We start from the raw sequence: 25,033 nt of genomic DNA, 5'->3' as shown, positions 1-25,033 counted from the left end.
AGCGTATCATTTCGTGACGAATTTGTGATCTGTTTCGTAAAGCCGGGGTAATCGCGGGGAAAGTAGATGATTGTTCACGGAAACGAACCGATCACGCTTGTCGGGGGCGGCAGCGTCGCGGAAAGCGGCCTGCGCGCCGCGCTGCGCCACGCCCCGAGGGTGGTGGCCGCGGACAGCGGTGCGGATGCGGCACTTGCGGCGGGAGTCGTTCCCGAGGCGGTGATCGGCGATCTCGACAGCCTCTCGAACGAAGCGCGCGCCCGCATCCCCGGAGAGCGGGTGCATCGGATCGCCGAACAGGACAGCACCGATTTCGACAAGGCACTGCGCAACATCGAGGCGCCGCTCGTCATCGGGGTGGGGTTCCTGGGCAAGCGGCTGGATCATCAGCTCGCGGCATGCAACACCCTGGTGCGGTATCCGGGCAAGCGGGCCGTGTTGACGAGCGAGGATAGCCTTGTCCTGCTGTCGCCGCCGAATTTCGCGCTGGACCTCGCGCGGGGCGTGACGGTCTCGCTTTTCCCGATGGGCGCGGTCGAGGGGGTGTCGGAGGGGCTGGAATGGCCGATCGACGGTCTGAACTTCGCGCCCGACGGGATGATCGGCACGTCGAACCGGGCGACGGGGGCGATCCAACTGGGGTTCACGGCGCCCAAGATGCTGCTCAGCCTGCCGAGCGATTGCCTCGACGGGGTTGTCGCCTCGCTCGGCCGGAGCGCGGCGCGCTGGTGATCAGGGCGGCGGGGGCGGGCGCCGTTCGAGGTGACGTTCGCGCAGGAACACGAAGAGCCCCGATCCCACGATGAGGGTGATCCCGAGCCACGTGATCGCATCGGGCAGCTCTCCGAAGATCCAGAAGCCGAGGAGCGTGGCCGAGACGATCTCGAGATATTGCAGCGGCGCGATGGTCGAGGCCGGGGCGAAGGAGAGCGCGAAACTGATGCAGACATGGCTCAGCGTGGCGACGAGGCCGACCGTGCAGAGCAGAAGGATCTCGCGTTGCGTCGGCCAGGAGGGGTCGAGCTCGGCCACGCCCGAGCCGTCCATCACGGTGAGGATCGGCATCGCGATGACGAGCGCGGCAAGGCCCGTGTAGGCCTGAAGGGTGATCGGGTTCATGGTCGTGGCCATGCGGCGGGTGAGGATCATGTAGAGCGCGAAGAGGCAGGCCGTGCCGAGCGGCAGGAAAGCCACCACACCCACGTCGTGAAACGTGGGCCGGATGATGAGAAGCGCGCCCGCGAAGCCGATGGCGCAGGCGACATAGCGGCGCGGGCCGATGGGTTCGGACAGGAGCCACGCGCCGAGCAGGGTGAGGATGAAGGGTTCCACGAAGAAGATCGAGATGGCCTCGGCCACCGGCATGTAGCGCAGCGAGAAGAAGAAGAGAGAGGTGGCCATCAGCAGCAGGAGCGCGCGGGCGAGGTGGAGCCGGATTTCTCCCCTGCGCGGCCGGTGAAGCCAGCCCGCCGCCCAGGCGATCGGCAGGAGGATCGCCGCCTGGAACACGAAGCGGGTCGCGGCGACCTGGCCCACGGCGAGCCCGTCGCCGATAAGCTTGGCCGCCGTGTCCATGACGGGTGCCAGGACCGAGAAGCCGATCATGAAGACGATGCCGAGCGTCGTGTTTCCCGCCGAGATGGCCGGAAGAGCGGGCCGGGTCATCAGCAGTTGGGGACGTTGACGGCGAGGCCGCCAAGCGAGGTTTCCTTGTATTTCTCGCTCATGTCCTCGCCGGTCTGGCGCATGGTCTCGATGCAGGCGTCGAGCGGGACGAGATGCGTGCCATCGCCCCGAAGGGCAAGGGAGGCCGCGCTCACCGCCTTGATCGCGCCGAGGCCGTTGCGCTCGATGCAGGGCACCTGAACCAAGCCTTTCACCGGATCGCAGGTCATCCCGAGATGATGCTCGAGCGCGATCTCGGCGGCGTTCTCGATCTGGGCGGGCGTGCCGCCCAGCACGGCGGCGAGCCCCGCCGCGCCCATGGCCGCGGCGCTGCCGACCTCGGCCTGGCAGCCTGCTTCGGCCCCAGAGATCGAGGCGTTGAACTTCACGAGGCCGCCGATGGCGGCGGCGGTCAGCAGGAATTCGTCCACGCGCTCGGCGGACGCGCCCGGCACATGGTCGAGCCAGTAGCGGATCACGGCCGGAACGACTCCCGCCGCGCCGTTGGTGGGCGCGGTCACGACCTGGCCGCCGGCGGCATTCTCCTCGTTCACGGCCATGGCATAGACGCTCATCCAGTCGTTGATCTTGTGGGGGGCATTGAGATTGGTCCCCCGCTCGGCCAGGAGCGCGTCGTGGATGCCCTTGGCGCGGCGCTTGACCATGAGGCCGCCGGGCAATTCGCCCTCGGTGGCGAGGCCACGGTCGATGCAGTCGTTCATCACCTGCCAGATACGTGCGACGCCGGATTTCAGGTTCTCGGCCCCGCCGCGCGAGATCTCGTTCGCGCGCTTCATCTCGGCGATGGATTTGCCCGAGCTCTCGGCCATCTCGAGCATCTCGGCCGCGGATTTGAACGGGTAGGGGACGGGTGCGCCGTCATCGGTGTCGCGGCCCTGGGCAAGTTCGTCCCCGGTCAGCACGAAACCGCCGCCGATGGAGTAATATGTTTCCTGCAGGATCACGTCGCCCTGCGCGTCGGTGGCCATCAGCACCATGCCGTTGGCGTGACCCGGCAGGTTGGGCCCGAAATCGAAGACGAGATCGTCCTTGGGATGGAATTTCAGCTCGGGCAGGCCATCGGGCCGGATGGTATGCGTGTCGTGGATCTGCGCGAGCGTCTCCTCGGCCTTCCCGGCGTCGTAGGTTTCGGGCCTGAAACCGGCGAGACCGAGGATCGTGGCGCGGTCGGTGGCGTGGCCGACGCCCGTGAAGGCGAGGCTTCCGTGGAGCGTGCCCTTGACCCCGTGGGGGGCGAAGGGCGCGGCGCGCATCTTGTCGAGGAAGCGCGCGGCGGCCACCATCGGCCCCATCGTGTGCGACGATGAAGGGCCGACGCCCACCTTGAACATGTCGAAAACCGAAAGGAACATGGCAGTCTCCCTGGCTGGGCCGGGCGCGGCGCGACCGGTCACACCGGGCAGGCGTAGGCACGATCCCCGTCCAAGTCTATCGGAATCTGCGACATGTCAGCCGGATTTTCCGCCATTCCGCTCCGGCGTCGGCGCCTTGTCGTGGAACTTGTTCTCGCGGCTGTCGCCAAAGAGGTGGCGGCTTTCGAGGAATTCACGCTGCTGGGTATAGAACTCGTGCAGGAATTCCCATTCCTCGGTGCGCGCGACCCGTTCGGGATAGTCGATCTTGCGCAGGATGGTGGCCACGACCTCGGCCACGCGCTCGCGCGCTTCGATCGTCTTCGGCGGGTCGCGCAGGATCTGTTCGAGCACCTGAAGCTCGTAACGGCCGTAGATGCCGAGATGGCTGGGATCGAAGACGAAGCGCGCGCCGGTGCTGCGCTTGAGGTTGGCCTGGGTGAGGTCGGGCAGAAGCACGGTCTTGGGCTGATCGACGACGACGGTGCCCGCGATCATGTCGCCCAGCCGCTGCCGCCGCTTGTTGAAGAGCGGCACGAAGAGCACGCCGAATGACCACAGGAAGATGAGCACGGACACGATCCAGTGAAAATTCCCGGCGCCCAGGAGCATGGATATGGGCGTGAAAACCTCGATCTCCTTCATCAGGTTGCGCGCGGTGACCTGGTAGGGGCTGAGCCGCGTGCCGTCGGCGCTGATCACGCGGATCTTGACCATGCGCTTTCCGAGGGTGCGCCCGTTCCAGACCAGTTCGGCGAGGATGTAGTAGGGGATACGGACGAAGAAGATGAGCAGGATGAACAGCGTGGCGAAGGCGCTCCAGGACAGGATGTTGATCCAGATGAGCACCCAGAGCAGCACGAGGACCGAGCCGAACGTGATCACGATGTCGAGGATCTGGGCCCCGAGGCGCGCGCCGAGCCCCGCGATGTCGAAGGCGATGGGCACGCCTTCTGGCGGCAGGTAGTTCTCGAGCCGCCGGATGCCGAGGTTGCGGTTGACCGTGGTGGTCGTCATCGCGCGGTCTCCTCGCGTCCCGAGAGGAGCAGCCAGGCGATCCAGCCGAGTCCGAGACCCCAGCCGATGGCGAGGCGAAGCTCGGTCGATTGCACGGTCTGTCGGAGGAACCCCTCGACGAAGGCCGCGACGATCAGCATGAGCCCCGCGAGCACCATCAGCTTCACCGCGTCACGCCCGCGTTCGCGGAGCGCGGCCCGGCGTGTGCGGTTGCCCGGCAGCAGCACCGCGAGGCCCAGTTGCGCGCCACCCGCGCAGGCCACGCAGATCGCCGAAAGCTCGGTCACGCCGTGGATCGAGAGCCAGCCGAAAAGCTCGTAGCCGAGGCCCGCCTGCGCGAACATGGCGAAAAAGGCGCCGAGGATCAGGCCGTTGTAATAGGTGAGGATGAAGGACGGGAGCGTGACGAAGATGCCGAGCGTGAAGGTCAGGATCGCGACCTGGGTGTTGTGCGAGAAGAGGAACGAGGCGAAGACGCCCAGGGATTCGCCCGAATGCCGGTCGTCGTCGAACAGCGTGCTGCGCAGGTAGCTGGTCGAGGCCGAGGGGGTGCGGCCGTCCGCGAGCTCGCCCGGCACGAAGGTGAAGAACCACGCGGGATCCTGCAGGTAGAGCATGTAGCCGGTGAAGGCGCCGAGGATCATCGCGAGAAACCCGATGAAAAGCGCGGTGCCGCAGCGGCGCACGGCCTGCGGGATGCCATGGGTGAAGAGCCGTCCCAGAACGCCCGTCACGCTTTCCTGCGGGGCGTAGACCACGAGGTAGGCGCGCGCGCAGAGCGCCTCGAGATAGGCCAGCAGCGCGCGGTCCATCGAGATGGCCCGCGCCACGCTGAGCGAATTCATCGCCTGCCGGTAGAGCGAGGCGAGGGCGAGCGTGTCCTCGTAGCTCATGCCCTGCACGCCGCGCTTCTCGGCCTGCGTGACGAGCGCGTCGAGCTTCTTCCAGCCGGCCTCGCGCTCCTTGCGGAAGCGGGTCGAGCGGATGGCGTCGTCGCCCGGTGTGATCCGTGCCTCTGCGGTCATATGAGTCCCTGAAGCTTGATGTCCATGTAGCGCGACACGAGGTCGGGCGTGAGCGTTTCGGGGTCGGTGTCGAGACAGAGAACGCCGAGGCGCCGCAGCCGGTCGAGTACCTGCGCGCGCTCCTGCCGGATATGCGTGGCCGAGATCGCGCGCGAGATCGCGTCCATGCTGAGCGTGTCGGGCCGGGCGAGATCCTCGATGGCACGGTCGCGCATCGCGACGTAGAGGACGAGGTGCTGGCGCGTCATCACCGCCATGTTCTCGATCAGCAGCTCGGCGGTGGTGGTGTCGACGAAATCCGAGAAGACGATCACGAGCGAGCGCCGCGAGAGCGCACCGTTCAGATGCGTCATGGCGAGCGTGTGGTTTGTTTCGGAGAGGCTCTCCTCGAGCTCGGCGCAGGTGGCGCGGATGCGCGCGAAGGCGGTGCGGCCACCGCGTGGCGCGATCATCTGGCCGGGGCGCGCACCGAAGGTGTAGAACCCCACGTTGTCGCCGCCGAGCACCCCCGCCCAGGTCATCGCCAGCGCCGCGTTGATCGCGTGATCGAGCTTCGACAGGGTGCCCACACGTTGTGCCATGAGGTGCCCGTGGTCGATGCAGATCATGATCTGGTGGTTGCGTTCCGCCCGGGTCTCGCGCGCGACGAGCGTGTTCATCCGTGCCGAGCGTTTCCAGTCGATCGAGCGGGGGTCCATGCCGGGGGTGAAGTCGCGCAACTGATGGAATTCCGAACCTTCTCCGCGCAGGGTCGTGACCTTGAGCCCGTCCATGAGCGGCAGAAGCTGGGTCTGTATGTCGCCCGAGAGGACCGGCTGGATGTCGGGCAGAACGGTGATGGTCAGGTCCACGTTCCAGCGCGGCAGGATCTCGAAAAGGCCGAAGCGGGACATGTAGCGCAGCGCGATCGTGCGGAGCGTCTGTGCGCCGCGCCGGCTCATCCCGAGGGGGATTTCGAAGGGAACGGTCGTGTCGCCGGCGCCGGGGGCGAGCGTGATCGTCTCGTCCGCCGAGAGACCGGCATCAAGGGTGAGGCGCATCTCGACGGGCGACGGAAGCGCGCCGCCCGAGCGCGACACCGCGCCCGTGAGCGGGGCCGTCATGCCGTTGAACCCGTGTTCGGGCAGGCTCGCCTCGAGGGTGAGGCTCCGGCTCGAGACGGAAAGGGCGAGATCGACGAGGGCGGCCAGCAACAGCCCACCCCAGATCAGCATGAGCGCGCCGCTTGCCTCGCGCATGACCACCATGAGGATGACGGTCATCGCCGCGAGCGCGAGAACGCAGGCAATGAGGCGACGCGACGGCCGCATCAGCGCGGGGCGTCCAGCCGGTTCACGATGGTGGCGAGCACGTCGTCGGGGCTGCGGCCCTCGATCTCGGCGGTGGGTCCGAGGACGATCCGGTGGCGCAGGACCGGCGTGATGAGCGCCTGCACGTCGTCGGGGATGGCGTAGTCGCGACCGTCGAGCGCGGCGCGTGCCCGCACGGCACCGGCCAGCGCGTCGGCGGCGCGGGTCGAGGCGCCGTGCAGGATCTCGGCATCGCTGCGCGTGGCGCGGACCAGGTCCACGATATAGGTGAGGATCGTCTCGTCGAGGCGGATCGAATCGACGAGCGCGCGCCCCGCCTGGAGCGTCTCGCGGGTGAGGACCTGGCGCAGGTCGGTGCGGCCCTTGTCGGTTTCGACCGGAAGCGTGGCATTGCGCGCAAGGATCGAGATCTCGGCCTCGCGGTCGGGGAAATCGACCAGCAGCTTGAAGAGGAAGCGGTCGAGCTGTGCCTCGGGGAGCGGGTAGGTGCCGTGCTGTTCGATGGGGTTCTGGGTGGCGATCACGAAAAATTCGCCGCCCAGCGGATAGTTGGTGCCGTCGATCGTGACTTCGCGTTCGTTCATCGCCTGGAGGAGCGCCGACTGCGTCTTGGGCGGGGCGCGGTTGATCTCGTCCGCGAGCAGGATGTCGGTGAAGACCGGCCCCTTGGTCAGGCGGAAGCTGCCCGACTGGAAATCGTAGAGGTTCACGCCCAGCACGTCGCCCGGCATCAGGTCGGGCGTGAACTGCACCCGGCCGAAATCGAGCGAGATGACCTGCGCGAGACAGCGCGCGAGGAGGGTCTTGGCGGTGCCGGGCGGGCCTTCGAGAAGGCAGTGGCCGCGCGCGAAGATCGAGGTCAGCAGGAAGTCCACGACCTCGCGCTGGCCCTGCACGACGCGGCCCACCTCGTCTCGGATGGCGTCAGCGGTTTGTTGAAATTCTGAGAGATCCATGAGCAGTCACAACTTTTTCCAAGAGAGTTTTGTAATGGCCAAGCTGGCGGTAGAGGTCGGCGCGGGGCAGGGTGGCCGCGTTCGTGATGAGGCCGTGGGCGGTGTCCTCGAAATCGCGCGCGAGCACGGGGTCCTGCCGGGCGAGATGGGCGAAGAAGCGCTTCTGCCCCGCCTGGCCGAGATCGGGGCCGAAGGTCTGTTGCGTGAGATCCTGTAGCTGGTTCCGCACGAAATCGGCGACCAGTTGCCCGTCATTGCCCGACAGGCGCAGAAGCCGGCCCTTGGCCGCGATGGCCGCGGTGCGCGACATCTCGCGCCCCTGGTCGGCAAGCTCAGCGATGGGGCCGAAGCGGCGCGCGCCGCGCCAGTAGAGAACGCCGAGCACGATGAAGAGCATCGCCCAGAGGACGTTGAACGGATAGGCGAAGAACCGGCCGAGATCGGAGGGCGAGCGCTCGTAGTCCTGGCGTTCGGCATCGGTTTCCTCGTAGGCCGTGAGAAGATCGGGGCTGGTATCGAGGTAGACGGGCCGCGCGTCGCCATCGAGCCTCGCGCGCAGCAGCGCCAGCGCGGCGGCGCGGTTGTCGCCATTGGCGAGGCCGTGATTGTTCATCAGGTCCGGGTCCGAGACGATCCATGTCTCGTAGGGGCTGTCCCCCAGATCGCAGGCGGCGACGAGAACACGCGGACCATCCGCGACCTCGGCGCGGCAATTCGCGGGCAGGGAGGCGCGGGCGAAGGTCTGCGCGTGGAAGAGCGCCATTCCGTGGCGCCCATCGGAGAGCACGTCGAAGTTCGGCCCCGCGCGGGTGACTTCGAGACCGGGCAGGCCGATCTGGTCCAGGAGCCGGCGCATCGAGGCGTCGGGAATGAGCAGGATGTCGTGGGCGAGCTCCAGTTCGAACATCCCCGAGGTCCATTTCGGCAGAAGCAGGATCGTTGGGAGTTCGGCGAGCTTCGTCTGGAGATCGCCCAGCGCGATGGATTTCTGGGTTTCCTGGTAGAGAAGATCGCGCCGGGTTTCGGGCTCGGATTCGTAGCGCGTGAGGTCGGTGTCGTAGAGCGCGAAGACCCGGATCGAGAGATCGCGGATATGGGGCGACAGGCGGGGATGGGACTGCCGCGTCTCGATGCCGTCGGCGCGCGCGACGATGCCGAGACCGTGGACGCCGATCAGCGACCGGTCGATGCGCCGACCGCCGTCGCCGCCACCCAGCAGGAGAAGCCCTGCGAGGCCGAGCACGATGAGCGCGCCCACGATGATGAGAGGTGTCTTGTCACCCATGCGCCGCGCCTCCGCGCCGTGGCCCGAGAATGGCCGCACCCTGTTGCAGGGCGTTCTCGAAGGCCTCCTCGGAGACCGGCCGCCCGCCGTAATGCGCGAGTTCGGCTGCCCGCAGCAGCAGGCGCAGGAGGTCCCGGTGGCGCCATCCCTCGGGGAGGCGGGCGAAGGCCTCGCGCTCGGTGTCGGAGCGCGCGAAGCGCACCTGGGCCTCGTCACCGGCGGCGAGAAGCGCGTGGCGAAGAAGGTGGACGAGCGCCTCGCGCCGGTCCGGCATCGCGCGGATCCGGTCAAGCAGGCTGCGGCCGTCCATCGCGGTCTCGTCCGAGCCGATCTTCCACGCCTCGGGCGCTTCCTGTGCGCCGTCGCTTTCCCTGGGCGTGGCCGAGAGAAGTGCGCCGGAGCCGCCGAAGCGGAGCCAGAGGAAAAGCAGGATCGTCACGAGCGCGATCATCAGGAACACGCCGAAACCGCCCTCGATGCGAAGGCTGGGGGCAGAGCGCGGCGGCGCGGCGGGTTCGATCTCGGGGTTCTCGTCGGTCAGGAGATCGGGGTCGATCCGGTCGGCATAGCGCAGCTCCGTCTCGACCCGGCTGTCACGGGCGGCCGAGAGGTAATCTTCTGCCCCGTCGCGGGGTGGCGCCACCGTCGATATGGGGGGCTGGCCATCCTGAGCGGCTGCGGCGCCGGGAGGCACCACAGACAGGAAGGCCCCGCACAACAGGAGTGCGGGGCCGAGAGCGCGCCATCGCGCCATGAGGTTACGAGAAAACTTCGGCGTTGGCCGCGCCGCGCAGCGGGTCGGGACCATACTTGTTCTCGCCATCCGTCCCCTTGAGGCACATGATCACGAGGAACGCGATCGAGGCGATGAACCCCACGAAGGGAATGAAACTTGCCACGATCATGCCGAGATACCACCAGCCCGACATGTTGCGGTCATGCAGCCGGCGCACCGATACCGCGATGCTGGGGATCAGGACGGCGAGGTAGAAGATGCCGTAGAGCCCGAAGAAGATCATCGAGAGTGCCGACGGCTCGCCGCCTTCCATCATCCGGCCACCGCCGAACGCGAAGGCGAGGCCGATCAGCACGATGCCGACCAGCGTCACGAAGAGCATGAACCACCAGAATTCCGATCTGGGCGCGCGCCCCTGGAATGTCGCGTATTTCTCTTTCAATACGGTACGAACCGCTTCCTTAAATCCCATAGCCTTGTCCCTCTAATGCAATTTGGCTTTCGCCACGTTATGCGAGCGCGCAGACACGTTCAAGCTTTTGTGAACGCCCCGAGGATCGCCGAATTCGGCCCGGCAGGATTACGCGAAGACATCCGCCGTGTTCGGCCCGGCAAGCGGGTCGGGGCCATACTTGTTCTCGCCCTCGGTGCCCTTCATGACGGTGACGAAGAAGAAGACCAGAACCGCGATCCGCTCGATGAACGGGATCGCGCCGGTGATGATGTAGACCAGATACCACCACCCCGAGAGATTGCGGTCATGCAGCCGCCGCACGGTCACGGAAATCGCCGGAAGCAGCGTGGCGAGGATGAAAAGGACGAGCGGCGCCAGCGTCAGCCAGGTGAGCACCGGCCAGTTCCCGAAATCGAGGACGAGTGTCGATGGGTTGGCATAGAAGGTGTAATAGGCGAGGCTGCCGAAAAGCGCGATGCCGGCGACCTGAAAGAGGTAGAAGACCCAGTATTCCGACCGCGCCGCGCGGCCCTGGAAGGTGGCGTATTTCCGACGCAGGCAGGTGTCGAGCGCTTCCTTGAATCCCATCGTCCGATCTTTCATCGTTGCGGTTCCGCGAAGGCGGCGCCCCTGTCAGCCGTCCTTCGGCATCTCGACCGGCCCGCCCCGGGCGACCCAGTCGGTGAACCCGTCGCGCAGGTGCGACACCTCGAAGCCCATCATGCGCAGCGTATCGGCCGCCAGCGCCGAGCGCCAGCCGGAGGCGCAGTGGAGGACGTAGCGTTTGCCTTCCTGTGCGAAGACCTCACGGTGGTAGGGGCTGTCGGGGTCGACCCAGAATTCCAGCATCCCGCGCGGCGCGTGGACGCTGCCGGGGATGAAGCCCGTCCGCGCCCTTTCGCGAACGTCGCGGATATCGACGATGACGAGGTCGGGATCACCGAGCCGGGCGAGAAGCGTGTCGGTGTCGATTTCCTCGATCCGGGTGCGGGCGTCGGCGACCATCTCGGCGGCGGTCATCTTCAGATCCGGCATGGTGTCCTTCCGTGGGTCTGCGGCGCGATGGACCATGGACAGCCCGGCGCATCTGCTCCATCACTAATGCGTTTCGCGAGAGGTTTGAATGCCTTTCGTGCCCACAGGACACCACCGCAGCAGGAGGCGAGCGATGGCCCCGGACATGCCGATTTCGCTTTGGCAGGAGACCGCGCAGGAAAACGAGATCGCGCCCGAGGAGATCCGCGATGGGGTCGTGGATCTCGCGGTCGTGGGCGGGGGATACACGGGCCTTTCGACCGCCCTTCACGCCGCCGAGGCAGGGCTGGAGGTTCAGGTCATCGAGGCCGAGGAGGTGGGCCATGGCGGGTCCGGCCGGAACGTGGGGCTCGTCAATGCCGCCGCTTGGTTGCCGCCCGCCAAGGTGCGCGCGATCCTGGGCGATACCTACGGGCCGCGTTTCGTGGAGCGGTTCAGCGCGGCGCCCGATTACGTGTTCTCGCTGATCGAGCGCCACCAGATCCGGTGCAGCCCGACCCGGAACGGCACGATCCACGCGGCCCATGCGCCGCGCGGGTTGCGCGACCTCGAGGGACGCCATGCCGAATGGCAGCGCCTCGGGGCGCCGGTCGATCTTCTGGACCGCGACGAGGTGGCGCGGCTCACCGGATCGCGGACGTTTCACGGGGGGCTTCTGGATCATCGGGCGGGCACGGTTCAGCCCATGGGCTATGCCCGCGGCCTCGCGCGGGCCGCGCGGGGGGCGGGCGCGCGGATCGCCACCGGCCTGCGCGCCACGGGTCTGCACCGCGAGGCGGGGCTGTGGCACGTGACGACGGAAGGCGGCACGGTTCGTGCGCGCCATGTCGTGCTGGGGACGAACGCCTATACCGATGAGCTTTGGCCCGGCCTGTCGCAATGCCTGACGCGGATCCCGTTCCTTCAGGTCGCGACCGAGCCGCTGGGCGCACGCGCTGCCGATATCCTGCCGGCCGGGCAGGGGCTTTGGGATACGGGCACGATCATGTTCTCGCTGCGCCGCGATGCCGAAGGACGGATGATCATCGGCTCGATGGGCGAGGTCGTCGGATCGTCGCGGGCCGGGCTCTCGCGCCGATGGGCGAAGCGCAAGCTGGCACGGCTCTTCCCCGACCTGGGCGAGGTGGCGTTCGAGACCGCGTGGCACGGCCAGATCGCGATGACGCCCGATCACCTGCCGCGCATCCTGCGGCTGGACGAAGGGCTTTATGCGCCGATCGGATATAACGGACGCGGCATCACCACGGGGACCGTCTTCGGGCAGGCGATGGCGGAACTGCTGACCGGCGCCGACGAGGAGAGCCTGCCGCTTCCCGTCACCGAGCCCGAGCGCGACAGGCTCGCGCCCGTGATGACGCCGCTCTACCGCGCGGCGTTCGTGGCCAACCAGGTCTGGAAAAGCATCTAGGGTCCGGTCAGAGTGCGCTTGCCTGGTAATGCGCCCGCGAGAGCCAGTCGGGCGCGACCTCGATTCCCCAGCCCGGTGCGTCCGAAACGCGGGCCTGCCCGTCCTCGATGACGTAGGGATCGTGGGTGAAAAGGCCCTGTTGCCACGGGTAGTAATCGGCGCCCTCGATGGAGAACTCCAGGTATTTCCCCGCATTCGGCAGCGCCCGCAGGAGATGCATGGTGAAGAGCGTCACCAGAGACAGGTTGGCACAGTGGGGCGTTACCGGGAGACCCGCCGCCTCGGCCATGCGGGCCACGCGCAGGGTGCGGCAGATGCCGCCCAGGTAGAGGATGTCGGGCTGCACGATGTCCACCGCGCGCATGTCGATCATCCGCCGCCATGTGGGCAGGTCGCAATCCTGCTCGCCGCCCGTCACGTCGATCGAGAGCGCATCGGTCACTTCCTTGGTCTGCTCGAGTTCCCAGTAGGGGCAGGGTTCCTCGAAATGCGAGAAGCCGTTGTCCTCGAGCATCCGGCCGACCTCGATGGCACGCGGGGGCGAATAGCAGCTGTTGGCGTCGATGAGGAGCGCGGCGTCGTCGCCCATGCCCTTGCGCATGGCGGGGATGATCTCCTCGGTGCGGCCGGGCCATTCGTCGCGGTCGCGGCCGACCTCGGCGCCCGCGCGCACCTTGAAGGCGTCGAAGCCATGCGCGTCGCGCAGCCGCTGCATGCGCGCGACCTCCTGCTCGGGGGTGATGTCGCGCTTCATCGAGGAGGCATAGGCGCGCAGCGGACCGGGCGTGCCACCCAGCAGCTCGACCACCGGCTTGCCCGCCTGCTTGCCGCGCATGTCCCAGACGGCGGTGTCGAGCCCGCCCATGGCGCGTCGTAGATAGGAGCCCGGGAACTTGTGCTCGCGTTCGGTCACGATATCCAGAAGGTTGTCGAGATCATCGGTGTCCTGGCCCAGCACCCAGGGCGCCACCTGCCGGTGGAGGACCTGGCAGGTGATGTCGGAGTGATAGGTCGAAACCTGCCCCCAACCGCGCGCGCCATCCTCGGTCGTGACGCGCACGAAGCCCACGAACTCGTTGGTGAACGTCTCGATCCTGGTGAGTTTCATGCGGCTCTCCATTACGCCTTGCGGTTCTGTTGCATCCGGTCGCGCCAGCGATACCACGCCACCATGGGCGGAAGAAACCACGGGTTGCCGGTATAGAAGGGCCGCGTGGGGAAAGGCAGGTCGTCGAAGGCGGTGCGGCCTTCGGGCGCGCCCAGCACTTTCTGGCCCATGCGCATCCCGAGGTAGGAGGCCATCGACACGCCGGTCCCGCAATAGCCCATCGCGTAGTGAACGCCGTCACGTTGACCCACATGCATCAGCTCGTCGAACGTATAGGCAACATGCCCCAGCCACGAGTGCGAGATGCGCGTATCGCGCAGTTCGGGGAAGAGCGCGCACATGTCCTCGTGCAGGCGTGGGCCGCTGATGGCGGGGTCGGTCTCGGATGCCGAGACGCGTCCGCCGAACAGGACGCGCCGGCGGTCGGGCGAGGGGCGGTAGTAGTAGACGACCTTGCGCGTGTCGCTGATCACGCGGTCGGTGGGGAAAAGGCGGTCCATGAGTTCCGCCGGCAGCTCCTCGGTCGCGATGATGTAGGAGCCGATCGGAATGACCCGCCGCCGCAGCCAGGGCGTCACCGGGCCGGTATAGCCGTTCGTCGCGACGATGACCTCGCGTGCCGTGACGGTGCCTTGTTCGGTGGCGACCGAGTAGCCGCCTTCGGTGCGTTCAAGGCCCGTGACGGCGCAATGGCCGATCACCCGGGCGCCTGCGGCGCGCGCGGCGGCAAGAAGGCCGAGATGGTATTTCGCGGGGTGGAGGCCCGCGTCGCGCGGATAGACCACGCCGCCGTGATAGGCGTCGGTGCCCAGTTCGCGGCGCTGCTCGGCGCGCGGGACGACTTCGACCTCGGCACCGCGGGCCTTGGTGAGGCGTTCGGCGCCGCGAGCGAGAGCCTCGTAGCTGTCGGCGGAGTGGGCGGCGTGGAATCGGCCAACGCGGCTGAAGTCGCAATCGATGCCGAGCGTGTCGATCCGCTCCTCGATCCAGTCGAGCGCGGTGCGGCTTTCGCCCATGATCGCGTCGGCGCGGGCGGCGCCGTGGCGGCGGGTGAGCGTCTCGAGATCGGGCTTGATGCTGTGACCGATCTGGCCGCCGTTGCGGGTGCTGCATCCGAACCCCGGCGCGTCCTTGTCGAGCACCAGCGTGTCGCGCCCGCCGCCCGCCGTTTCGATCGCGGCGTTGAGCCCGGTATAGCCCGACCCGACGATGAGCACGTCGACGGATGCGGGAGGCGAGGCGGTCGTCGCCTCTTCGGGTGGCGCGTCCTCGTGCCAGTAGGGCGCGCCCGACCAGTCCGGCAGCCAGATGGATCGGGGAGGGGTCTCGGCGTTCATGGGGGCCTCGCAAGGTGGGTGGTTCGGCGCACGCTAGAAGCGCCGCGCGCGGTTGGCAACACCGCGCGAGAGGCCGCAAGGGGGGTGGAAGGGGCGCGTGCAATCCGCTACGGCTGACGCGGTATTCTCGGTCACAGGGAGGGACGTGGCATGCTCAGGAACGATCAACTGGAACAATGGGACCGCGAGGCGTTCTTTCACCCCTCGACACACCTGGCCCAGCACGCCCGTGGCGAAAGCCCCGCGAGGGTGATCCGCACCGCGAGCGGGTCGCATATCGAGGATCGCGACGGCACGAAATTCCTTGACGCCTTTGCCGGTCTCTATTGCGTCAACGTGGGCTATGGCCGCGAGGAGATCGCCGATGCCATCGCGGCGCAGGCGCGCGAGCTGGCCTATTACCACTCCTATGTGGGACATGGCACGGAGGCGTCGATCACGCTTGCGAAAATGATCCTCGACCGCGCGCCCAAGGGCATGTCGAAGGTCTATTTCGGCCTTGGCGGCTCGGACGCGAACGAGACGAATGTCAAGCTGGTCTGGTATTACAACAACATCCTCGGCCGGCCGGAGAAGAAGAAGATCATCTCGCGCTGGCGCGGCTATCACGGATCGGGACTCGTGACCGGGTCGCTGACGGGACTGGAGCTTTTCCACAAGAAATTCGACCTGCCGGTCGAACAGGTGATCCACACCGAGGCGCCCTATTACTTCCGCCGTGACGATCTCGACCAGACCGAGGAGGAGTTCGTGGCGCATTGCGTGAACGAACTCGAGGCGCTGATCGAGCGCGAAGGTGCCGACACCATCGGCGCCTTCATCGGCGAGCCGGTGCTGGGCACCGGGGGTATCGTGCCGCCGCCCGAGGGTTACTGGGCCGCGATCCAGTCGGTCCTCAAGAAACACGATATCCTGCTCATCGTCGACGAGGTCGTCACCGGTTTCGGACGACTGGGCACGATGATGGGGTCGGATCACTACGGCATCGCGCCCGACATCATCACCATCGCCAAGGGTCTCACCTCGGCCTATGCGCCGCTTTCGGGGTCGATCGTGGGCGACAAGGTCTGGAAGGTGCTGGAACAGGGCACGGACGATAACGGGCCCATCGGCCACGGCTGGACCTATTCGGCGCATCCCATCGGGGCGGCGGCGGGCGTGGCGAACCTCAGGCTCATCGACGAATTGAATCTCGTCGCGAACGCGGGCGAGGTGGGCACCTATCTCAACACCGAGATGCAGCGCGCGCTTGGCGATCATGCCCATGTGGGAGACGTTCGCGGGGAGGGGATGCTGGCCGCCGTCGAGTTCGTGAAGGACAAGGGCGACCGCGTGTTCTTCGATCCCGCGCAGAAGATCGGGCCGCAGATCGCCGCGAAGCTGCTCGAGCAGGACCAGGTGATCGCGCGGGCCATGCCACAGGGGGACATCCTGGGCTTCGCGCCGCCCTTCTGCCTGACGAAGGACGAGGCGGACCGCGTGGTCGCCGCAACGGTGCGCGCGGTCGAGGCCGTTCTGGGCTGATCCGCCCGGTGTTGCGCGGCATCTTTCCGAGATCGCCGCGCAACCCATCGACTTTCCCCCTTCCCACGCGATCCGACTCGCGCTAAAGCCGGGGTGCTTCGGTCCGGGCGCATATGTCCGGGTAATAGGGAACGCGGTGCGGCGCCGATCCGGTGGCCAATTCCGCGACTGCCCCCGCAACTGTAGGCGGTGAGCGAAGCCGGACCATGTCACTGCCGCGCGATAGGGCGCGGTGGGAAGACCCGGCCAAGCGTCGACCCGCAAGTCAGGAGACCTGCCGAGGTGATCACCCTGTCCGGGCGCGGGGCGCGTCATGGGCAACGGACCTTTCCGTAGTGGTGGCATTCGCACCGTCTGCGGGGGCCATTCATCCTTTCCGCAGACATTCACACGGCTCGGTCGCCCGAAGAACGGCGGCGGGAAAGGAAGACGGGACATGACGCGTTTCACCATCGCGGCCCTCATGGGCACATCGGCACTCACCCTCGTTCAGGCGGCAACGGCGCAGGAGGCTTTCGATCTCGACACGATCATCGTGTCGGGAAGCCTGACCCCGGTGGAGGCCGGGCGCAGCGGCGCCTCGGTCGAGGTGATCGAGGACGAGAACCTGAGCCGCCGCGACACCACGGTCATCCAGCGGCTCACGCGGCTGCCGGGGGTGAGCGCCACGTCGAACGGTGGGCTCGGCGCGCTTTCGACGGTGCAGGTGCGCGGGCTTCCGGCGCGCTATGTCAGCGTGCGTTACAACGGGATCGACGTGGCAGACCCCTCGGGCACGCAGAACCAGTTCAACTTCGGCGGCCTCACGCCCCTCAGCGTGGACCGGATCGAGGTGCTGAAGGGGTCGCAATCGGCGCTCTACGGCTCGGAAGCCATCGCGGGGCTCATCGACGTGACGAGCTATCGCCCCGAGAAACTGGGCTTCTCGGGCGAGGTCCTGACCGAGGCGGGCAGCAACGAAACCTACCAGGGCGCGCTCAACCTTGGCCACAAGACCGAACGCGGGCAACTGGCCTTCACCTATGCGCATACCGAATCCGACGGGATTTCCAACCGGTCGAGCGACACCGAGAAGGACGGGTTCGATCAGGACATGGTCGTGCTTTACGGTGATTACGCGGTTTCGGACAGTCTCAAGCTGGGCGCGACGGCCTTCTATCGCAACGGCGATACCGAATACGACCTGTCGCGCACCGACAGCGCCGGCCTGATCTCGAGCGAGGAGATCGGAGCGCGCGTCTTCGCGGAGTTCGAAACGGGACCGGTGACCCACACGCTCAGCTACGCGCATTACGAGATCGACCGGGACGATCCGCAAAGCCCGTTCACCATTGCCTTTGACGGCGAGCGCAAGACGCTGGCGTATCTCCTGAGCGCGGAGCTCGGGGCGCGGACCACGCTGAACGGTGGCGTGGAATACACCGAGGAGAGCTATGCCACGGCCCCCGGAACGTCGCCCTTCGCCAGCCCCGCGGCGCGGGGATCGGAGGACAACACCGCCGTCAATGTCGAGCTTCTGCACCAGGTGACGCCGGATTTCGACATCTCGGCGGCGCTGCGTCACGACGACAATTCGTCCTTCGGCGGCAAGACGACGGGCCGTATCGCGGCGATCTGGCGCCCGGCCGATGACCTCGCGATTCGCGCGCTCATCGGCACCGGCTATCGCGCTCCCTCGCTCTACGAGCGCTTCGGGCAATACGGCGTGGCCACGCTGCGCCCGGAGGAAAGCCGCAGCTTCGAACTGGGCGTCGAAAAGACCTTCGGCGACCTGGGGTTCGTGGAAGCGACGCTGTTCTATACCGAGATCGACGACCTGATAGATTTCGACGGCGCCTCGACCGCGTGCGGCAACCCGTTTCCGGGCTGCTACAACCAGATCCCCGGCACCACGACGGCCAAGGGGATTGAACTGGCCGGGGAATACGGGCTGACGGACACCGCGACGGTCTACGGCAACTACACCTATACCGATGCCGAAACGAACGGCGCGCGCCTGACGCGGACGCCCAAGCACGATCTGGTCCTCGGGCTGCGGAACGATTTCACCACGCGGTTCAGCGCCGAAATCGACCTCCGCCGGGTCGCGGACGTGGAGCCGTCGCCCTTTGCACCGGCGGGCCACAAGGTTGGCGACTACACGCTGGTGGGCGTGGGCATGACATACGAGGTCACGGACCGCGCCCAGGCCTATTTGCGCGTCGAGAACCTCTTTAACGAGGATTACGAGACGGCGGGTGGGTTCAATCAACCCGGCCGCACCGCCTTCGTGGGGCTGCGTGCGTCCTTCTGACATCATAACCCAGGTCGCCGCGCTGATCCTCGCGATCGGCGCGGCGCAGGCGGCGCAATCCGATGCGCCGCCGGAGCGTGTCGTGTCGATGAACCTCTGCACCGATCAGCTTGCGATGATGCTGGCGGGCGAGGGACAGCTTCTGTCGGTGTCGGATATCGCGCATGACCCGCTCGTCTCGCCCATGGTCGAGGAGGCGCGGGCCTACCGCGTCAATCACGGGCTGGCCGAGGAAATCTATCTCATGCGGCCCGATCTCGTGCTGGCGGGGCAATATACGAATGCCGCCACGGTCGACATGCTGCGCCGCCTCGGCGTCAGGGTCGAGATATTCAAGACCGCGCAGGCCCTCGACGAGGTGCCGGAACGCATCCGGCAGATGGGCGCGGCACTGGGGCGCGAGGACGCGGCGGAAACGCTGATCGCCGATTTCGAGGCGCGGCTCGCTCTCCTGCGCGCGACCGAGGGACCGAGGCCCGAGGCCGTGCTCTACTACGCCAACGGCTACACGCTGGGAGGGCAGACGCTGGCCGGGGACGTTCTCGAGGCCGCGGGGTTCGAGAATGCGGCCGTGCGGGCGGGCTATGCCTCGGGCGCGCGGATGCCGCTCGAGGTGCTGGCGACGCTGCAGCCCGATATCGTCATCACCTCGCGGAAGTATCCCGGCGCCTCGCGGTCCGAGGACATCCTCAATCACCCGGTAGTGCAGCGGATGCGCGAGGATACCGGGGCGGCGGCCATGACCGATGGCGACTGGGTGTGCGGAACGCCATTCGTGCTGCGCGCGATCGAGGAACTCGCCGAGGTCCGGCGCGCGCTGCTGCGCGAGACGGGAGAGCGGGAATGAGCCGGGTGTCGGTCGCTCTCGTGGCGCTGGTGGCCGTCCTTTTCGGTGGCTCGCTGCTGATCGGCCCCGCGGGCGCGGATGCCGTGGCGGGGCTGCGCGCGCTTCTGGGCCAGGGCGACGGGCCGCTGCCGCTCATCATGCGGGAGATCCGCCTGCCGCGCGCGATCCTGGCGGTCCTGATCGGGGCGAGCCTTGGCATGGCGGGCGCGGCGATGCAGGGCTACCTGCGCAATCCCCTTGCCGAACCGGGACTTATCGGCATCTCGGGATCGGCGGCTTTCGGCGCGGTCCTGGCGTTGCAGACGGGCCTGGCGGCGAGCTTGACATTCGGCCTGCCGCTGGCCGCGCTGACGGGGGCGTTGGCGGGGGTGCTGCTCATTCTCGCGCTGGCGGGTCCGCGCGGCACGTCACTGACCCTCATATTGGCGGGGATCGCCATTTCAGCGCTTGCAGGCGCCCTCACGTCGCTTGTGCTCAACCTTTCGCCCAATCCCTTCGCGGCAAGCGAGATCGTCTTCTGGATGATGGGGTCGCTGGCCGATCGTTCGATGACGCATGTCTGGATCGTGCTGCCCTTCATGGCGATCGGTTTCGCGCTCCTGGCGGGGTTGGGGCGCGGCCTCGACGCGCTCACGCTGGGTGAGGACGCGGCGGAGGCCATGGGCGTGCGTCTGGGCCGGATGCGGCTCATGCTGATTGCCGGGACGGCCTGCGTGGTGGGCGCGGGCACCGCGGTCGCGGGGGCGATCGGCTTCGTGGGGCTGGTGGTGCCGCACATGCTTCGGCCGCTCGTCGGGGCACGGCCCTCGCGGCTTCTGTGGGCCTCGGCGCTGGGCGGTGCGGCGATGCTGCTTGCGGCGGATATCGCGGTCAGGGTGGTCCTGCCCGATCGCGACCTGAAGCTCGGGGTGTTGACCGCGATCATAGGTGCGCCGCTTTTCCTTCATCTCGTCGTGAAGACGCGGAGGGCGCGGATATGAGCCTTCTGACCCTCGAGCGGCTTGGCCTGACGCGCGGCGGACGCGCCGTGTTGCGCGACGTGAGTTTCCGCGTCGGCGAGGGCGAACTGGTGGGCCTTGTGGGGCCGAACGGCGCGGGCAAGACCACCTTGATGCGCGCGGCGCTCGGGCTTCTGGGTCATGAGGGGCAAAGCTCGCTCGCCGTTCTGAATGCGCGCGCCCGCGCCCGCGCGGTGGCCTGGATGCCGCAGGCGCGCGAGATCGCCTGGCCCGTGACGGTCGAGACGGTGGTCACGCTGGGCCGCCTGCCGCATCTTCCGTCGGGACAGAGACCGCGCGATGCCGACCGCGCGGCGGTGAATGACGCGATGGCACGGATGGAACTGAACGATCTGCGCGACCGGCCCGCCACCGAGCTTTCGGGGGGCGAGCAGGCACGGGTCCTGATCGCGCGTGCGCTTGCGCAGGACACGCCGCTCCTGATGGCGGATGAACCCATCGCGGGGCTTGATCCCGCGCATCAGATCGCGACCATGGAGATCTTCGCCGAGCTTGCGGCGCGGGGCCGCTCGACGCTCGTGTCGCTGCATGACCTGGGGCTGGCGGTGCGCCACTGCACGCGGCTTCTCCTGCTCAACGACGGGGCGCTGGTGTCAGACGGGCCACCGGGCGAAGTCATGACGCCGGAACGCCTTGCGCAGGTGTTCGGGATCACCGCGTGGTATGAGCGCACCGAATCCGGGCCTGTCTATCAACCGCTGGAGGTCATCCGATGAAGGGCGTCACGCTTGACCGGCCGTGGCTGGAATTCGATCTCGGGCAGGAGATGCGCGTGCTGAGCTGGGCCATCAACCGACCCGGCGCGGTGCAGGCGCGGCGGATCCTGTGGCGCGAGGTGCGCAATGCCGACCTGCCGCTCGATCTCGACGTGACGCGCTGGTTCGCGTCCGAGCTCGAGGCGCGGGCGGCCACCGATGCGGTGGCGTTTCTCACGTCGCGCGACGTCCGCCGCTACCGAACGGCCAGCGCCACGGTCGGCGCGGCCCGCGCCGACGTGGTGGCGACGGTGGGCCTGTCGAACGCCGAGCGGGTCGGATGCCGGGAAGACCGGACCGGCACCGACTGGGGAACGATCAACGTGGCGCTGCGCCTCGATCAGGGGCTCACCGACGCGGCGCGTCTCGAAGCGATGAGCATCGCGGTCGAAGCACGGACCGCCGCCGTGATGGAGGCCGATCTGCCGCTGGCGGCGGGCCGGGCGACCGGGACCGGCACCGATTGCGTGGCCGTCGCGGCACCCGAGGGCGAGTTGGCCTATGCCGGGCTCCATACCGAGATCGGGGAAGCGGTGGGCCGCGCGGTCCACGAGGCCGTGCTGGGCGGTGCGCGCGACTGGATGGCGAGGATGCGCCCGGTGCCTCGGGTCGGCGAGGCCGCGGGGAAGCAGACGGGGAGCGGATCGCGATGGACATGACGGGACTTCTGGAATTCCTGCAACGGGGTGGCCCGGCGCTCTGGCTGATCGCGGTGCTTTCGGTGGTGACGCTCGCGCTCATCCTGTGGAAGACCTGGCGCCTCTTGCGGAGCGGGGCCTGGGCCGGGCAGGCGACGGCGCGGGCTGTCGATCTCTGGCAGGCCGGGCGCCGGGACGAGGCCGTGGCGACGCTCGAGGGCCGGCGCGGCCTCCGGGCGCGTCTGGCCGGTGCGGCGATGCGGAACCGGAGGAGCGGACGCCTGCCGGAACCGGCCGCGCGGGAGGAGACAACGCGCGAGGCGAAGGCGATCCTGGGCGAGGCGCGCAGCGGCCTGCGGGCGCTCGAACTGATCGCGACGATTGCGCCGCTGGTTGGGCTTCTCGGCACCGTTCTGGGAATGATCGATGCCTTCCAGGCCTTGCAGGAAAGCGGCAACCGCGCGGATCCCGCGATCCTGGCCGGCGGCATCTGGGAGGCGCTGCTGACCACGGCGGCGGGGATGGCCGTGGCGATCCCCGCCTCCATCGCGCTGAGCTGGTTCGAAAGCGTGATCGATCGTGCGCAGGCCGACATGGAGGACGCGGCCACCCGCATCTTCACCGCCCCCGATCTCGCGGAGCCGGGTGACACGGCCTGATGTTCATCTTCGCCGCATACCGCCCGCGCCGGCGTCCCGGTCTCACACCGCTTATCGACGTGGTGTTCCTGCTGCTTGTCTTCTTCATGCTGGCCGCCCAGTTCGGGCGTGACATGGCGTTGCCGCTGGCCGGGGGCGGTGGAGCGGGTGATTACGCGGGGCCGCCTCGGCTCGTGACCGTCTTGCCGGACGGGCTGCGTCTCAACGGCGTGGAGCAGGCAGAGGCAAAGCTCGTCGCGGCGATCGTCGATCTTACCGAGACGCCCGAGGACATCATCGTCCTGCGCCCCGAGGACGGGGCCGATGTGCAGCGTCTGACGCGGGTCATCGAAAGGCTCGCGGCGGCGGGTTTCGTCAATCTCGTGCTGGCGGAGTAGAAGATATGGATTTCTCGCTTCCCAGGGCCAGGAAGGCGTCGGAACCGGCGCTCCCGATGATCAACGTTGTCTTCCTGCTGCTGATCTTCTTCCTGATGAGCGCGCAGATCGCCGCGCCGCCACCCTTCGACGTGACGCCACCCGAGGCCAGTTCCGACGGCGCCGCGGAGGGCGAGCGGGTTCTCTACATCGCGCGGGACGGGCAACTGGCGCTCGCGCAGGCGCGGGACGAGGCGGTGTGGGATACGCTGGGCGGTCCGGGGGCCGGCGAGGGCGGGCTCACGCTCGCGGTCGATGGCGGGCTGCCAGCCGCCACGCTCGCGCGTGTGCTTGCACGGCTCGGGGCGCTCGGCTACGACGATCTGCACCTTGTGACGAGGGCCGAGTGATGCGTGCCGCGGAGATCATGACATTCGGAGGCCTCGCCGTGGCCGCGCATCTCGGGGCCTGGGCGTGGCACGCCGGTGCCGGGGCGGGCACGCCACCCGCGGGCGACGCGGGCGAAGCGGCCGTGACACTTGCCGCCGCGACGGGGCAGGTGGGCGCGCTGGTCGAGAGGTGGAGCGCGCCGCCGGACGTGGCCGCCACGGTCGCGATGGTCGAGCCGCCCGCGATGCCGCAAGCCGATGATCTGGAGGTCAGCATCCCGTCGCACCCGGCGCCGGAGAAGTCGCCCACGCGTCCCGCCGCGCCCGCGCTGACCGATGCACCGGCTGAAGCCGATGATGCGCCGATGACGGACACCGAAAGCATCGCGCGGCCGCTCTCGCATGCGCCGCTGACCTCGCTGCGCCCCGAGGCCCGGCCCGAAAGGCGCGTCGCGGCACCGGAGTCGGGGCCCGGCAGGGCCAAGCCCGATCGCAACGATGAAAGCACCGTTACGCGCGCGCGGACGGCCACCAATGCGCAGACCTCCTCGGGGCGCAACAACGGGGCGGGCAGCGGGACGGCACAGACCGCCTCGGCGCCGGTCCTGTCGCAATCGCAACGCCAGACGCTGATGGCGCAGTGGGGCGGGGCGATCCGTCACGGGGTGGAACGGCGCAAGCGCTATCCGCGCGGCGCGGCCGCCTCGGGCACCACGAAACTGCGCATCACCGTGTCGCGCCAAGGCCGGCTTCTGGGGGTCAGCGTCACGCAGTCGTCGGGCGATGCGGCGCTCGACCGGGCGGCCGTCGACGCGGTGCGCCGCACCCGCTATCCGGCTGCGCCGAACGGCCTGACGCAACCGAGCTACTCCTTCAACCTGCCCATCGCGTTCCAGCGCGGTTGAACCGAACCGGACGCCCTAGCCTTTTGTCGCGAGCGTTTCCTGCGCCGCGGCCCGCGTGAGCCAGGCTGCAAGCGCGCTCGCCGCGCTGTCGGGTTCCTGGGCGCCACGGGTGATGATGTAATATCCGTGGTAATCCATCACGTCCGGCCCGAAGGCCTGAACCAGACCGCCGGAGCCGAGCGCGCGCCCGCCCAGGAACCAGTCCGACAGGGCGAAACCCACGCCCTCGCGCGCCAGGGCCACGGCGTCATGATACGACCCTGCATGGATGTCACGGGCGGGCCGGACCTGTTCGAGACCACGGCTTGCGAACCAGCGCGACCAGAGCGCGCCGTCGTCCTCGTGTATGATCGTCGCCCGCCGAAGAATCGCGGGATCGAGCGGCAGCGCATCGCGCGCCAGGTCGGGCGCGCAGACGGGGAATATCTCGGTGCGGATGAAGGGTGTGACACGGTGCCCCGGAAAGCTGTGGGCGGCGAACACGATGGCGAGGTCGATCTCGGATGGCAGGACCGTCATCGTCCGTTCGGTATAGCTGCACCGAAGCGACAGGTTGGGAAAACGCTTGAGAAACTCGGCCAGCTTGGGCCCGAGCCATTCCACGGTAAGCGAGACCGGCACCGCGATCGACAGCGTGCCCGAGAATGCATCTGCGGTGAGCGAAAGCGCCGTGGTGGCGATTTCGTCGAACCCCGACTGGATGGCGCGCAGCAGGCGCTCGCCCGAGGGATTGAGGATGATCCGGCGCCCCCGCCTGTCGAAAAGAGGGAGGGCAAGCGCCGTCTCGAGCGCGCGGACCTGATGGCTGACCGCGCTTTGCGTGACACCCAGCTCTTCAGCGGCGCGGGCCATGTGCTGGTGCCGGGCTGCCGCCTCGAACGACTGAAGAGCGTTGAGCGAAACCCAGGTGTCGCCGATCTTCATCATCCTGCGTCCTTC

26 protein-coding genes and 1 riboswitch are annotated in these 25,033 nt (G+C 67.9%); of the genes, 12 read left to right on the top strand and 14 right to left on the bottom strand.

Annotated elements, in window-relative coordinates; genetic code table 11:
* Nucleotides 1-66: 66 nt before the first annotated feature.
* Nucleotides 67-732, top strand: a complete 666-nt coding sequence (locus K1T73_RS11580; RefSeq protein WP_220600856.1) for a thiamine diphosphokinase — start codon at nucleotides 67-69, stop codon at nucleotides 730-732.
* On the opposite strand, the gene K1T73_RS11575 is transcribed toward K1T73_RS11580, so the two are convergent.
* The 11 genes from K1T73_RS11575 to K1T73_RS11525 all read right to left on the bottom strand — a co-directional run bounded on the left by K1T73_RS11575 (nucleotide 733) and on the right by K1T73_RS11525 (nucleotide 10,856).
* Nucleotides 733-1,665 (bottom strand): DMT family transporter, encoded by a 933-nt coding sequence (locus K1T73_RS11575; protein WP_220600855.1) that lies wholly within the window; start codon nucleotides 1,663-1,665, stop codon nucleotides 733-735.
* Nucleotides 1,665-3,038 (bottom strand): L-serine ammonia-lyase, encoded by a 1,374-nt coding sequence (locus K1T73_RS11570; RefSeq protein WP_220600854.1) that lies wholly within the window; start codon nucleotides 3,036-3,038, stop codon nucleotides 1,665-1,667. Before K1T73_RS11570 ends, K1T73_RS11575 begins: the two co-directional genes overlap by 1 nt.
* Nucleotides 3,039-3,134: 96 nt before the next feature.
* On the bottom strand, nucleotides 3,135-4,055 hold the full coding sequence (locus K1T73_RS11565) for an RDD family protein (RefSeq protein WP_220600853.1): 921 nt from the start codon (nucleotides 4,053-4,055) through the stop codon (nucleotides 3,135-3,137).
* Nucleotides 4,052-5,080 (bottom strand): stage II sporulation protein M, encoded by a 1,029-nt coding sequence (locus tag K1T73_RS11560; RefSeq protein WP_220600852.1) that lies wholly within the window; start codon nucleotides 5,078-5,080, stop codon nucleotides 4,052-4,054. The genes K1T73_RS11565 and K1T73_RS11560 overlap by 4 nt, the downstream gene beginning before the upstream one ends.
* Entirely contained in the window at nucleotides 5,077-6,390 is a 1,314-nt protein-coding gene (locus K1T73_RS11555; protein ID WP_220600851.1) for a DUF58 domain-containing protein, read from the bottom strand. Before K1T73_RS11555 ends, K1T73_RS11560 begins: the two co-directional genes overlap by 4 nt.
* On the bottom strand, nucleotides 6,390-7,346 hold the full coding sequence (locus K1T73_RS11550; protein ID WP_220600850.1) for a MoxR family ATPase: 957 nt from the start codon (nucleotides 7,344-7,346) through the stop codon (nucleotides 6,390-6,392). The genes K1T73_RS11555 and K1T73_RS11550 overlap by 1 nt, the downstream gene beginning before the upstream one ends.
* Nucleotides 7,315-8,631 carry a hypothetical protein gene (locus K1T73_RS11545; protein WP_220600849.1) on the bottom strand — a complete coding sequence of 439 codons (1,317 nt, stop codon included), beginning with the start codon at nucleotides 8,629-8,631 and terminating at the stop codon, nucleotides 7,315-7,317. Before K1T73_RS11545 ends, K1T73_RS11550 begins: the two co-directional genes overlap by 32 nt.
* Nucleotides 8,624-9,274 carry a DUF4129 domain-containing protein gene (locus K1T73_RS11540; protein WP_220600848.1) on the bottom strand — a complete coding sequence of 217 codons (651 nt, stop codon included), beginning with the start codon at nucleotides 9,272-9,274 and terminating at the stop codon, nucleotides 8,624-8,626. The genes K1T73_RS11545 and K1T73_RS11540 overlap by 8 nt, the downstream gene beginning before the upstream one ends.
* Nucleotides 9,275-9,389: 115 nt before the next feature.
* A complete protein-coding gene (locus tag K1T73_RS11535) occupies nucleotides 9,390-9,839 on the bottom strand; it encodes a DUF805 domain-containing protein (RefSeq protein ID WP_220600847.1) in 450 nt (149 codons plus the stop codon).
* Between the two features lie 108 nt (nucleotides 9,840-9,947).
* Complete coding sequence (locus tag K1T73_RS11530; RefSeq protein WP_220600846.1) at nucleotides 9,948-10,409, bottom strand: DUF805 domain-containing protein; 462 nt, start codon at nucleotides 10,407-10,409, stop codon at nucleotides 9,948-9,950.
* A 45-nt stretch (nucleotides 10,410-10,454) separates the two neighbouring features.
* Nucleotides 10,455-10,856, bottom strand: a complete 402-nt coding sequence (locus K1T73_RS11525; protein ID WP_220600845.1) for a rhodanese-like domain-containing protein — start codon at nucleotides 10,854-10,856, stop codon at nucleotides 10,455-10,457.
* Nucleotides 10,857-10,989: 133 nt separating this feature from the next.
* Here K1T73_RS11525 and K1T73_RS11520 point away from each other — a divergent pair, with 133 nt between their 5' ends.
* The gene (locus K1T73_RS11520; RefSeq protein WP_220600844.1) at nucleotides 10,990-12,264 is read left to right on the top strand and encodes an FAD-binding oxidoreductase; all 1,275 of its coding nucleotides are present in this window, start codon (nucleotides 10,990-10,992) and stop codon (nucleotides 12,262-12,264) included.
* 7 nt (nucleotides 12,265-12,271) lie between these two features.
* Here the strand turns inward: K1T73_RS11520 and K1T73_RS11515 are convergent, their stop codons facing one another.
* Nucleotides 12,272-13,372 carry a mandelate racemase/muconate lactonizing enzyme family protein gene (locus tag K1T73_RS11515; RefSeq protein ID WP_220600843.1) on the bottom strand — a complete coding sequence of 367 codons (1,101 nt, stop codon included), beginning with the start codon at nucleotides 13,370-13,372 and terminating at the stop codon, nucleotides 12,272-12,274.
* 11 nt (nucleotides 13,373-13,383) lie between these two features.
* Nucleotides 13,384-14,709: an FAD-binding oxidoreductase gene (locus K1T73_RS11510; protein WP_220600842.1), complete on the bottom strand. Its 1,326-nt coding sequence runs from the start codon at nucleotides 14,707-14,709 to the stop codon at nucleotides 13,384-13,386.
* A 150-nt stretch (nucleotides 14,710-14,859) separates the two neighbouring features.
* Between K1T73_RS11510 and K1T73_RS11505 the strand changes: the two genes are divergently transcribed.
* The 10 genes from K1T73_RS11505 (at nucleotide 14,860) to K1T73_RS11460 (ending at nucleotide 24,094) form a co-directional block, all read left to right on the top strand.
* The gene (locus tag K1T73_RS11505; protein WP_220600841.1) at nucleotides 14,860-16,233 is read left to right on the top strand and encodes an aspartate aminotransferase family protein; all 1,374 of its coding nucleotides are present in this window, start codon (nucleotides 14,860-14,862) and stop codon (nucleotides 16,231-16,233) included.
* A gap of 82 nt (nucleotides 16,234-16,315) precedes the next feature.
* Nucleotides 16,316-16,530, top strand: a riboswitch (cobalamin riboswitch).
* A gap of 139 nt (nucleotides 16,531-16,669) precedes the next feature.
* On the top strand, nucleotides 16,670-18,526 hold the full coding sequence (locus K1T73_RS11500; protein ID WP_220600840.1) for a TonB-dependent siderophore receptor: 1,857 nt from the start codon (nucleotides 16,670-16,672) through the stop codon (nucleotides 18,524-18,526).
* Nucleotides 18,513-19,373 carry an ABC transporter substrate-binding protein gene (locus K1T73_RS11495; RefSeq protein WP_259400229.1) on the top strand — a complete coding sequence of 287 codons (861 nt, stop codon included), beginning with the start codon at nucleotides 18,513-18,515 and terminating at the stop codon, nucleotides 19,371-19,373. The genes K1T73_RS11500 and K1T73_RS11495 overlap by 14 nt, the downstream gene beginning before the upstream one ends.
* The gene (locus tag K1T73_RS11490) at nucleotides 19,370-20,353 is read left to right on the top strand and encodes an iron ABC transporter permease (protein ID WP_220600839.1); all 984 of its coding nucleotides are present in this window, start codon (nucleotides 19,370-19,372) and stop codon (nucleotides 20,351-20,353) included. Before K1T73_RS11495 ends, K1T73_RS11490 begins: the two co-directional genes overlap by 4 nt.
* Nucleotides 20,350-21,108 (top strand): ABC transporter ATP-binding protein, encoded by a 759-nt coding sequence (locus K1T73_RS11485; RefSeq protein WP_220600838.1) that lies wholly within the window; start codon nucleotides 20,350-20,352, stop codon nucleotides 21,106-21,108. The genes K1T73_RS11490 and K1T73_RS11485 overlap by 4 nt, the downstream gene beginning before the upstream one ends.
* Nucleotides 21,105-21,806, top strand: a complete 702-nt coding sequence (locus K1T73_RS11480) for an adenosylcobinamide amidohydrolase (protein ID WP_220600837.1) — start codon at nucleotides 21,105-21,107, stop codon at nucleotides 21,804-21,806. The genes K1T73_RS11485 and K1T73_RS11480 overlap by 4 nt, the downstream gene beginning before the upstream one ends.
* Nucleotides 21,797-22,444, top strand: coding sequence for a MotA/TolQ/ExbB proton channel family protein (locus tag K1T73_RS11475; protein ID WP_220600836.1), 648 nt, complete (start codon nucleotides 21,797-21,799; stop codon nucleotides 22,442-22,444). The genes K1T73_RS11480 and K1T73_RS11475 overlap by 10 nt, the downstream gene beginning before the upstream one ends.
* Nucleotides 22,444-22,821, top strand: coding sequence for a biopolymer transporter ExbD (locus K1T73_RS11470; RefSeq protein ID WP_220600835.1), 378 nt, complete (start codon nucleotides 22,444-22,446; stop codon nucleotides 22,819-22,821). The genes K1T73_RS11475 and K1T73_RS11470 overlap by 1 nt, the downstream gene beginning before the upstream one ends.
* A 5-nt stretch (nucleotides 22,822-22,826) precedes the next feature.
* Nucleotides 22,827-23,210 carry a biopolymer transporter ExbD gene (locus tag K1T73_RS11465; RefSeq protein WP_220600834.1) on the top strand — a complete coding sequence of 128 codons (384 nt, stop codon included), beginning with the start codon at nucleotides 22,827-22,829 and terminating at the stop codon, nucleotides 23,208-23,210.
* A 17-nt stretch (nucleotides 23,211-23,227) separates the two neighbouring features.
* The gene (locus K1T73_RS11460) at nucleotides 23,228-24,094 is read left to right on the top strand and encodes an energy transducer TonB (protein ID WP_220600833.1); all 867 of its coding nucleotides are present in this window, start codon (nucleotides 23,228-23,230) and stop codon (nucleotides 24,092-24,094) included.
* A 15-nt stretch (nucleotides 24,095-24,109) separates the two neighbouring features.
* On the opposite strand, the gene K1T73_RS11455 is transcribed toward K1T73_RS11460, so the two are convergent.
* Nucleotides 24,110-25,021 carry a LysR substrate-binding domain-containing protein gene (locus K1T73_RS11455; RefSeq protein WP_220600832.1) on the bottom strand — a complete coding sequence of 304 codons (912 nt, stop codon included), beginning with the start codon at nucleotides 25,019-25,021 and terminating at the stop codon, nucleotides 24,110-24,112.
* Between the last annotated feature and the right edge of the window lie 12 nt (nucleotides 25,022-25,033).

The sequence above is a fragment of the Roseovarius sp. SCSIO 43702 genome (assembly GCF_019599045.1).
GTDB lineage: Bacteria > Pseudomonadota > Alphaproteobacteria > Rhodobacterales > Rhodobacteraceae > Roseovarius.
The sequence above is the reverse complement of the archived record's forward strand: the minus strand, read 5'-3'. Positions and strand labels throughout refer to the sequence as shown.

Excerpts from the sequence above, each read along its gene's own strand:
- K1T73_RS11580 (WP_220600856.1), top strand. The coding sequence starts at position 67 with ATGATTGTTCACGGAAACGAACCGATCACGCTTGTCGGGGGCGGCAGC.
- K1T73_RS11575 (WP_220600855.1), bottom strand. The coding sequence starts at position 1,665 with ATGACCCGGCCCGCTCTTCCGGCCATCTCGGCGGGAAACACGACGCTC.
- K1T73_RS11570 (WP_220600854.1), bottom strand. The coding sequence starts at position 3,038 with ATGTTCCTTTCGGTTTTCGACATGTTCAAGGTGGGCGTCGGCCCTTCA.
- K1T73_RS11565 (WP_220600853.1), bottom strand. The coding sequence starts at position 4,055 with ATGACGACCACCACGGTCAACCGCAACCTCGGCATCCGGCGGCTCGAG.
- K1T73_RS11560 (WP_220600852.1), bottom strand. The coding sequence starts at position 5,080 with ATGACCGCAGAGGCACGGATCACACCGGGCGACGACGCCATCCGCTCG.
- K1T73_RS11555 (WP_220600851.1), bottom strand. The coding sequence starts at position 6,390 with ATGCGGCCGTCGCGTCGCCTCATTGCCTGCGTTCTCGCGCTCGCGGCG.
- K1T73_RS11550 (WP_220600850.1), bottom strand. The coding sequence starts at position 7,346 with ATGGATCTCTCAGAATTTCAACAAACCGCTGACGCCATCCGAGACGAG.
- K1T73_RS11545 (WP_220600849.1), bottom strand. The coding sequence starts at position 8,631 with ATGGGTGACAAGACACCTCTCATCATCGTGGGCGCGCTCATCGTGCTC.
- K1T73_RS11535 (WP_220600847.1), bottom strand. The coding sequence starts at position 9,839 with ATGGGATTTAAGGAAGCGGTTCGTACCGTATTGAAAGAGAAATACGCG.
- K1T73_RS11530 (WP_220600846.1), bottom strand. The coding sequence starts at position 10,409 with ATGGGATTCAAGGAAGCGCTCGACACCTGCCTGCGTCGGAAATACGCC.
- K1T73_RS11525 (WP_220600845.1), bottom strand. The coding sequence starts at position 10,856 with ATGCCGGATCTGAAGATGACCGCCGCCGAGATGGTCGCCGACGCCCGC.
- K1T73_RS11520 (WP_220600844.1), top strand. The coding sequence starts at position 10,990 with ATGGCCCCGGACATGCCGATTTCGCTTTGGCAGGAGACCGCGCAGGAA.
- K1T73_RS11515 (WP_220600843.1), bottom strand. The coding sequence starts at position 13,372 with ATGAAACTCACCAGGATCGAGACGTTCACCAACGAGTTCGTGGGCTTC.
- K1T73_RS11510 (WP_220600842.1), bottom strand. The coding sequence starts at position 14,709 with ATGAACGCCGAGACCCCTCCCCGATCCATCTGGCTGCCGGACTGGTCG.
- K1T73_RS11505 (WP_220600841.1), top strand. The coding sequence starts at position 14,860 with ATGCTCAGGAACGATCAACTGGAACAATGGGACCGCGAGGCGTTCTTT.
- K1T73_RS11500 (WP_220600840.1), top strand. The coding sequence starts at position 16,670 with ATGACGCGTTTCACCATCGCGGCCCTCATGGGCACATCGGCACTCACC.
- K1T73_RS11490 (WP_220600839.1), top strand. The coding sequence starts at position 19,370 with ATGAGCCGGGTGTCGGTCGCTCTCGTGGCGCTGGTGGCCGTCCTTTTC.
- K1T73_RS11485 (WP_220600838.1), top strand. The coding sequence starts at position 20,350 with ATGAGCCTTCTGACCCTCGAGCGGCTTGGCCTGACGCGCGGCGGACGC.
- K1T73_RS11480 (WP_220600837.1), top strand. The coding sequence starts at position 21,105 with ATGAAGGGCGTCACGCTTGACCGGCCGTGGCTGGAATTCGATCTCGGG.
- K1T73_RS11475 (WP_220600836.1), top strand. The coding sequence starts at position 21,797 with ATGGACATGACGGGACTTCTGGAATTCCTGCAACGGGGTGGCCCGGCG.
- K1T73_RS11470 (WP_220600835.1), top strand. The coding sequence starts at position 22,444 with ATGTTCATCTTCGCCGCATACCGCCCGCGCCGGCGTCCCGGTCTCACA.
- K1T73_RS11465 (WP_220600834.1), top strand. The coding sequence starts at position 22,827 with ATGGATTTCTCGCTTCCCAGGGCCAGGAAGGCGTCGGAACCGGCGCTC.
- K1T73_RS11460 (WP_220600833.1), top strand. The coding sequence starts at position 23,228 with ATGACATTCGGAGGCCTCGCCGTGGCCGCGCATCTCGGGGCCTGGGCG.
- K1T73_RS11455 (WP_220600832.1), bottom strand. The coding sequence starts at position 25,021 with ATGATGAAGATCGGCGACACCTGGGTTTCGCTCAACGCTCTTCAGTCG.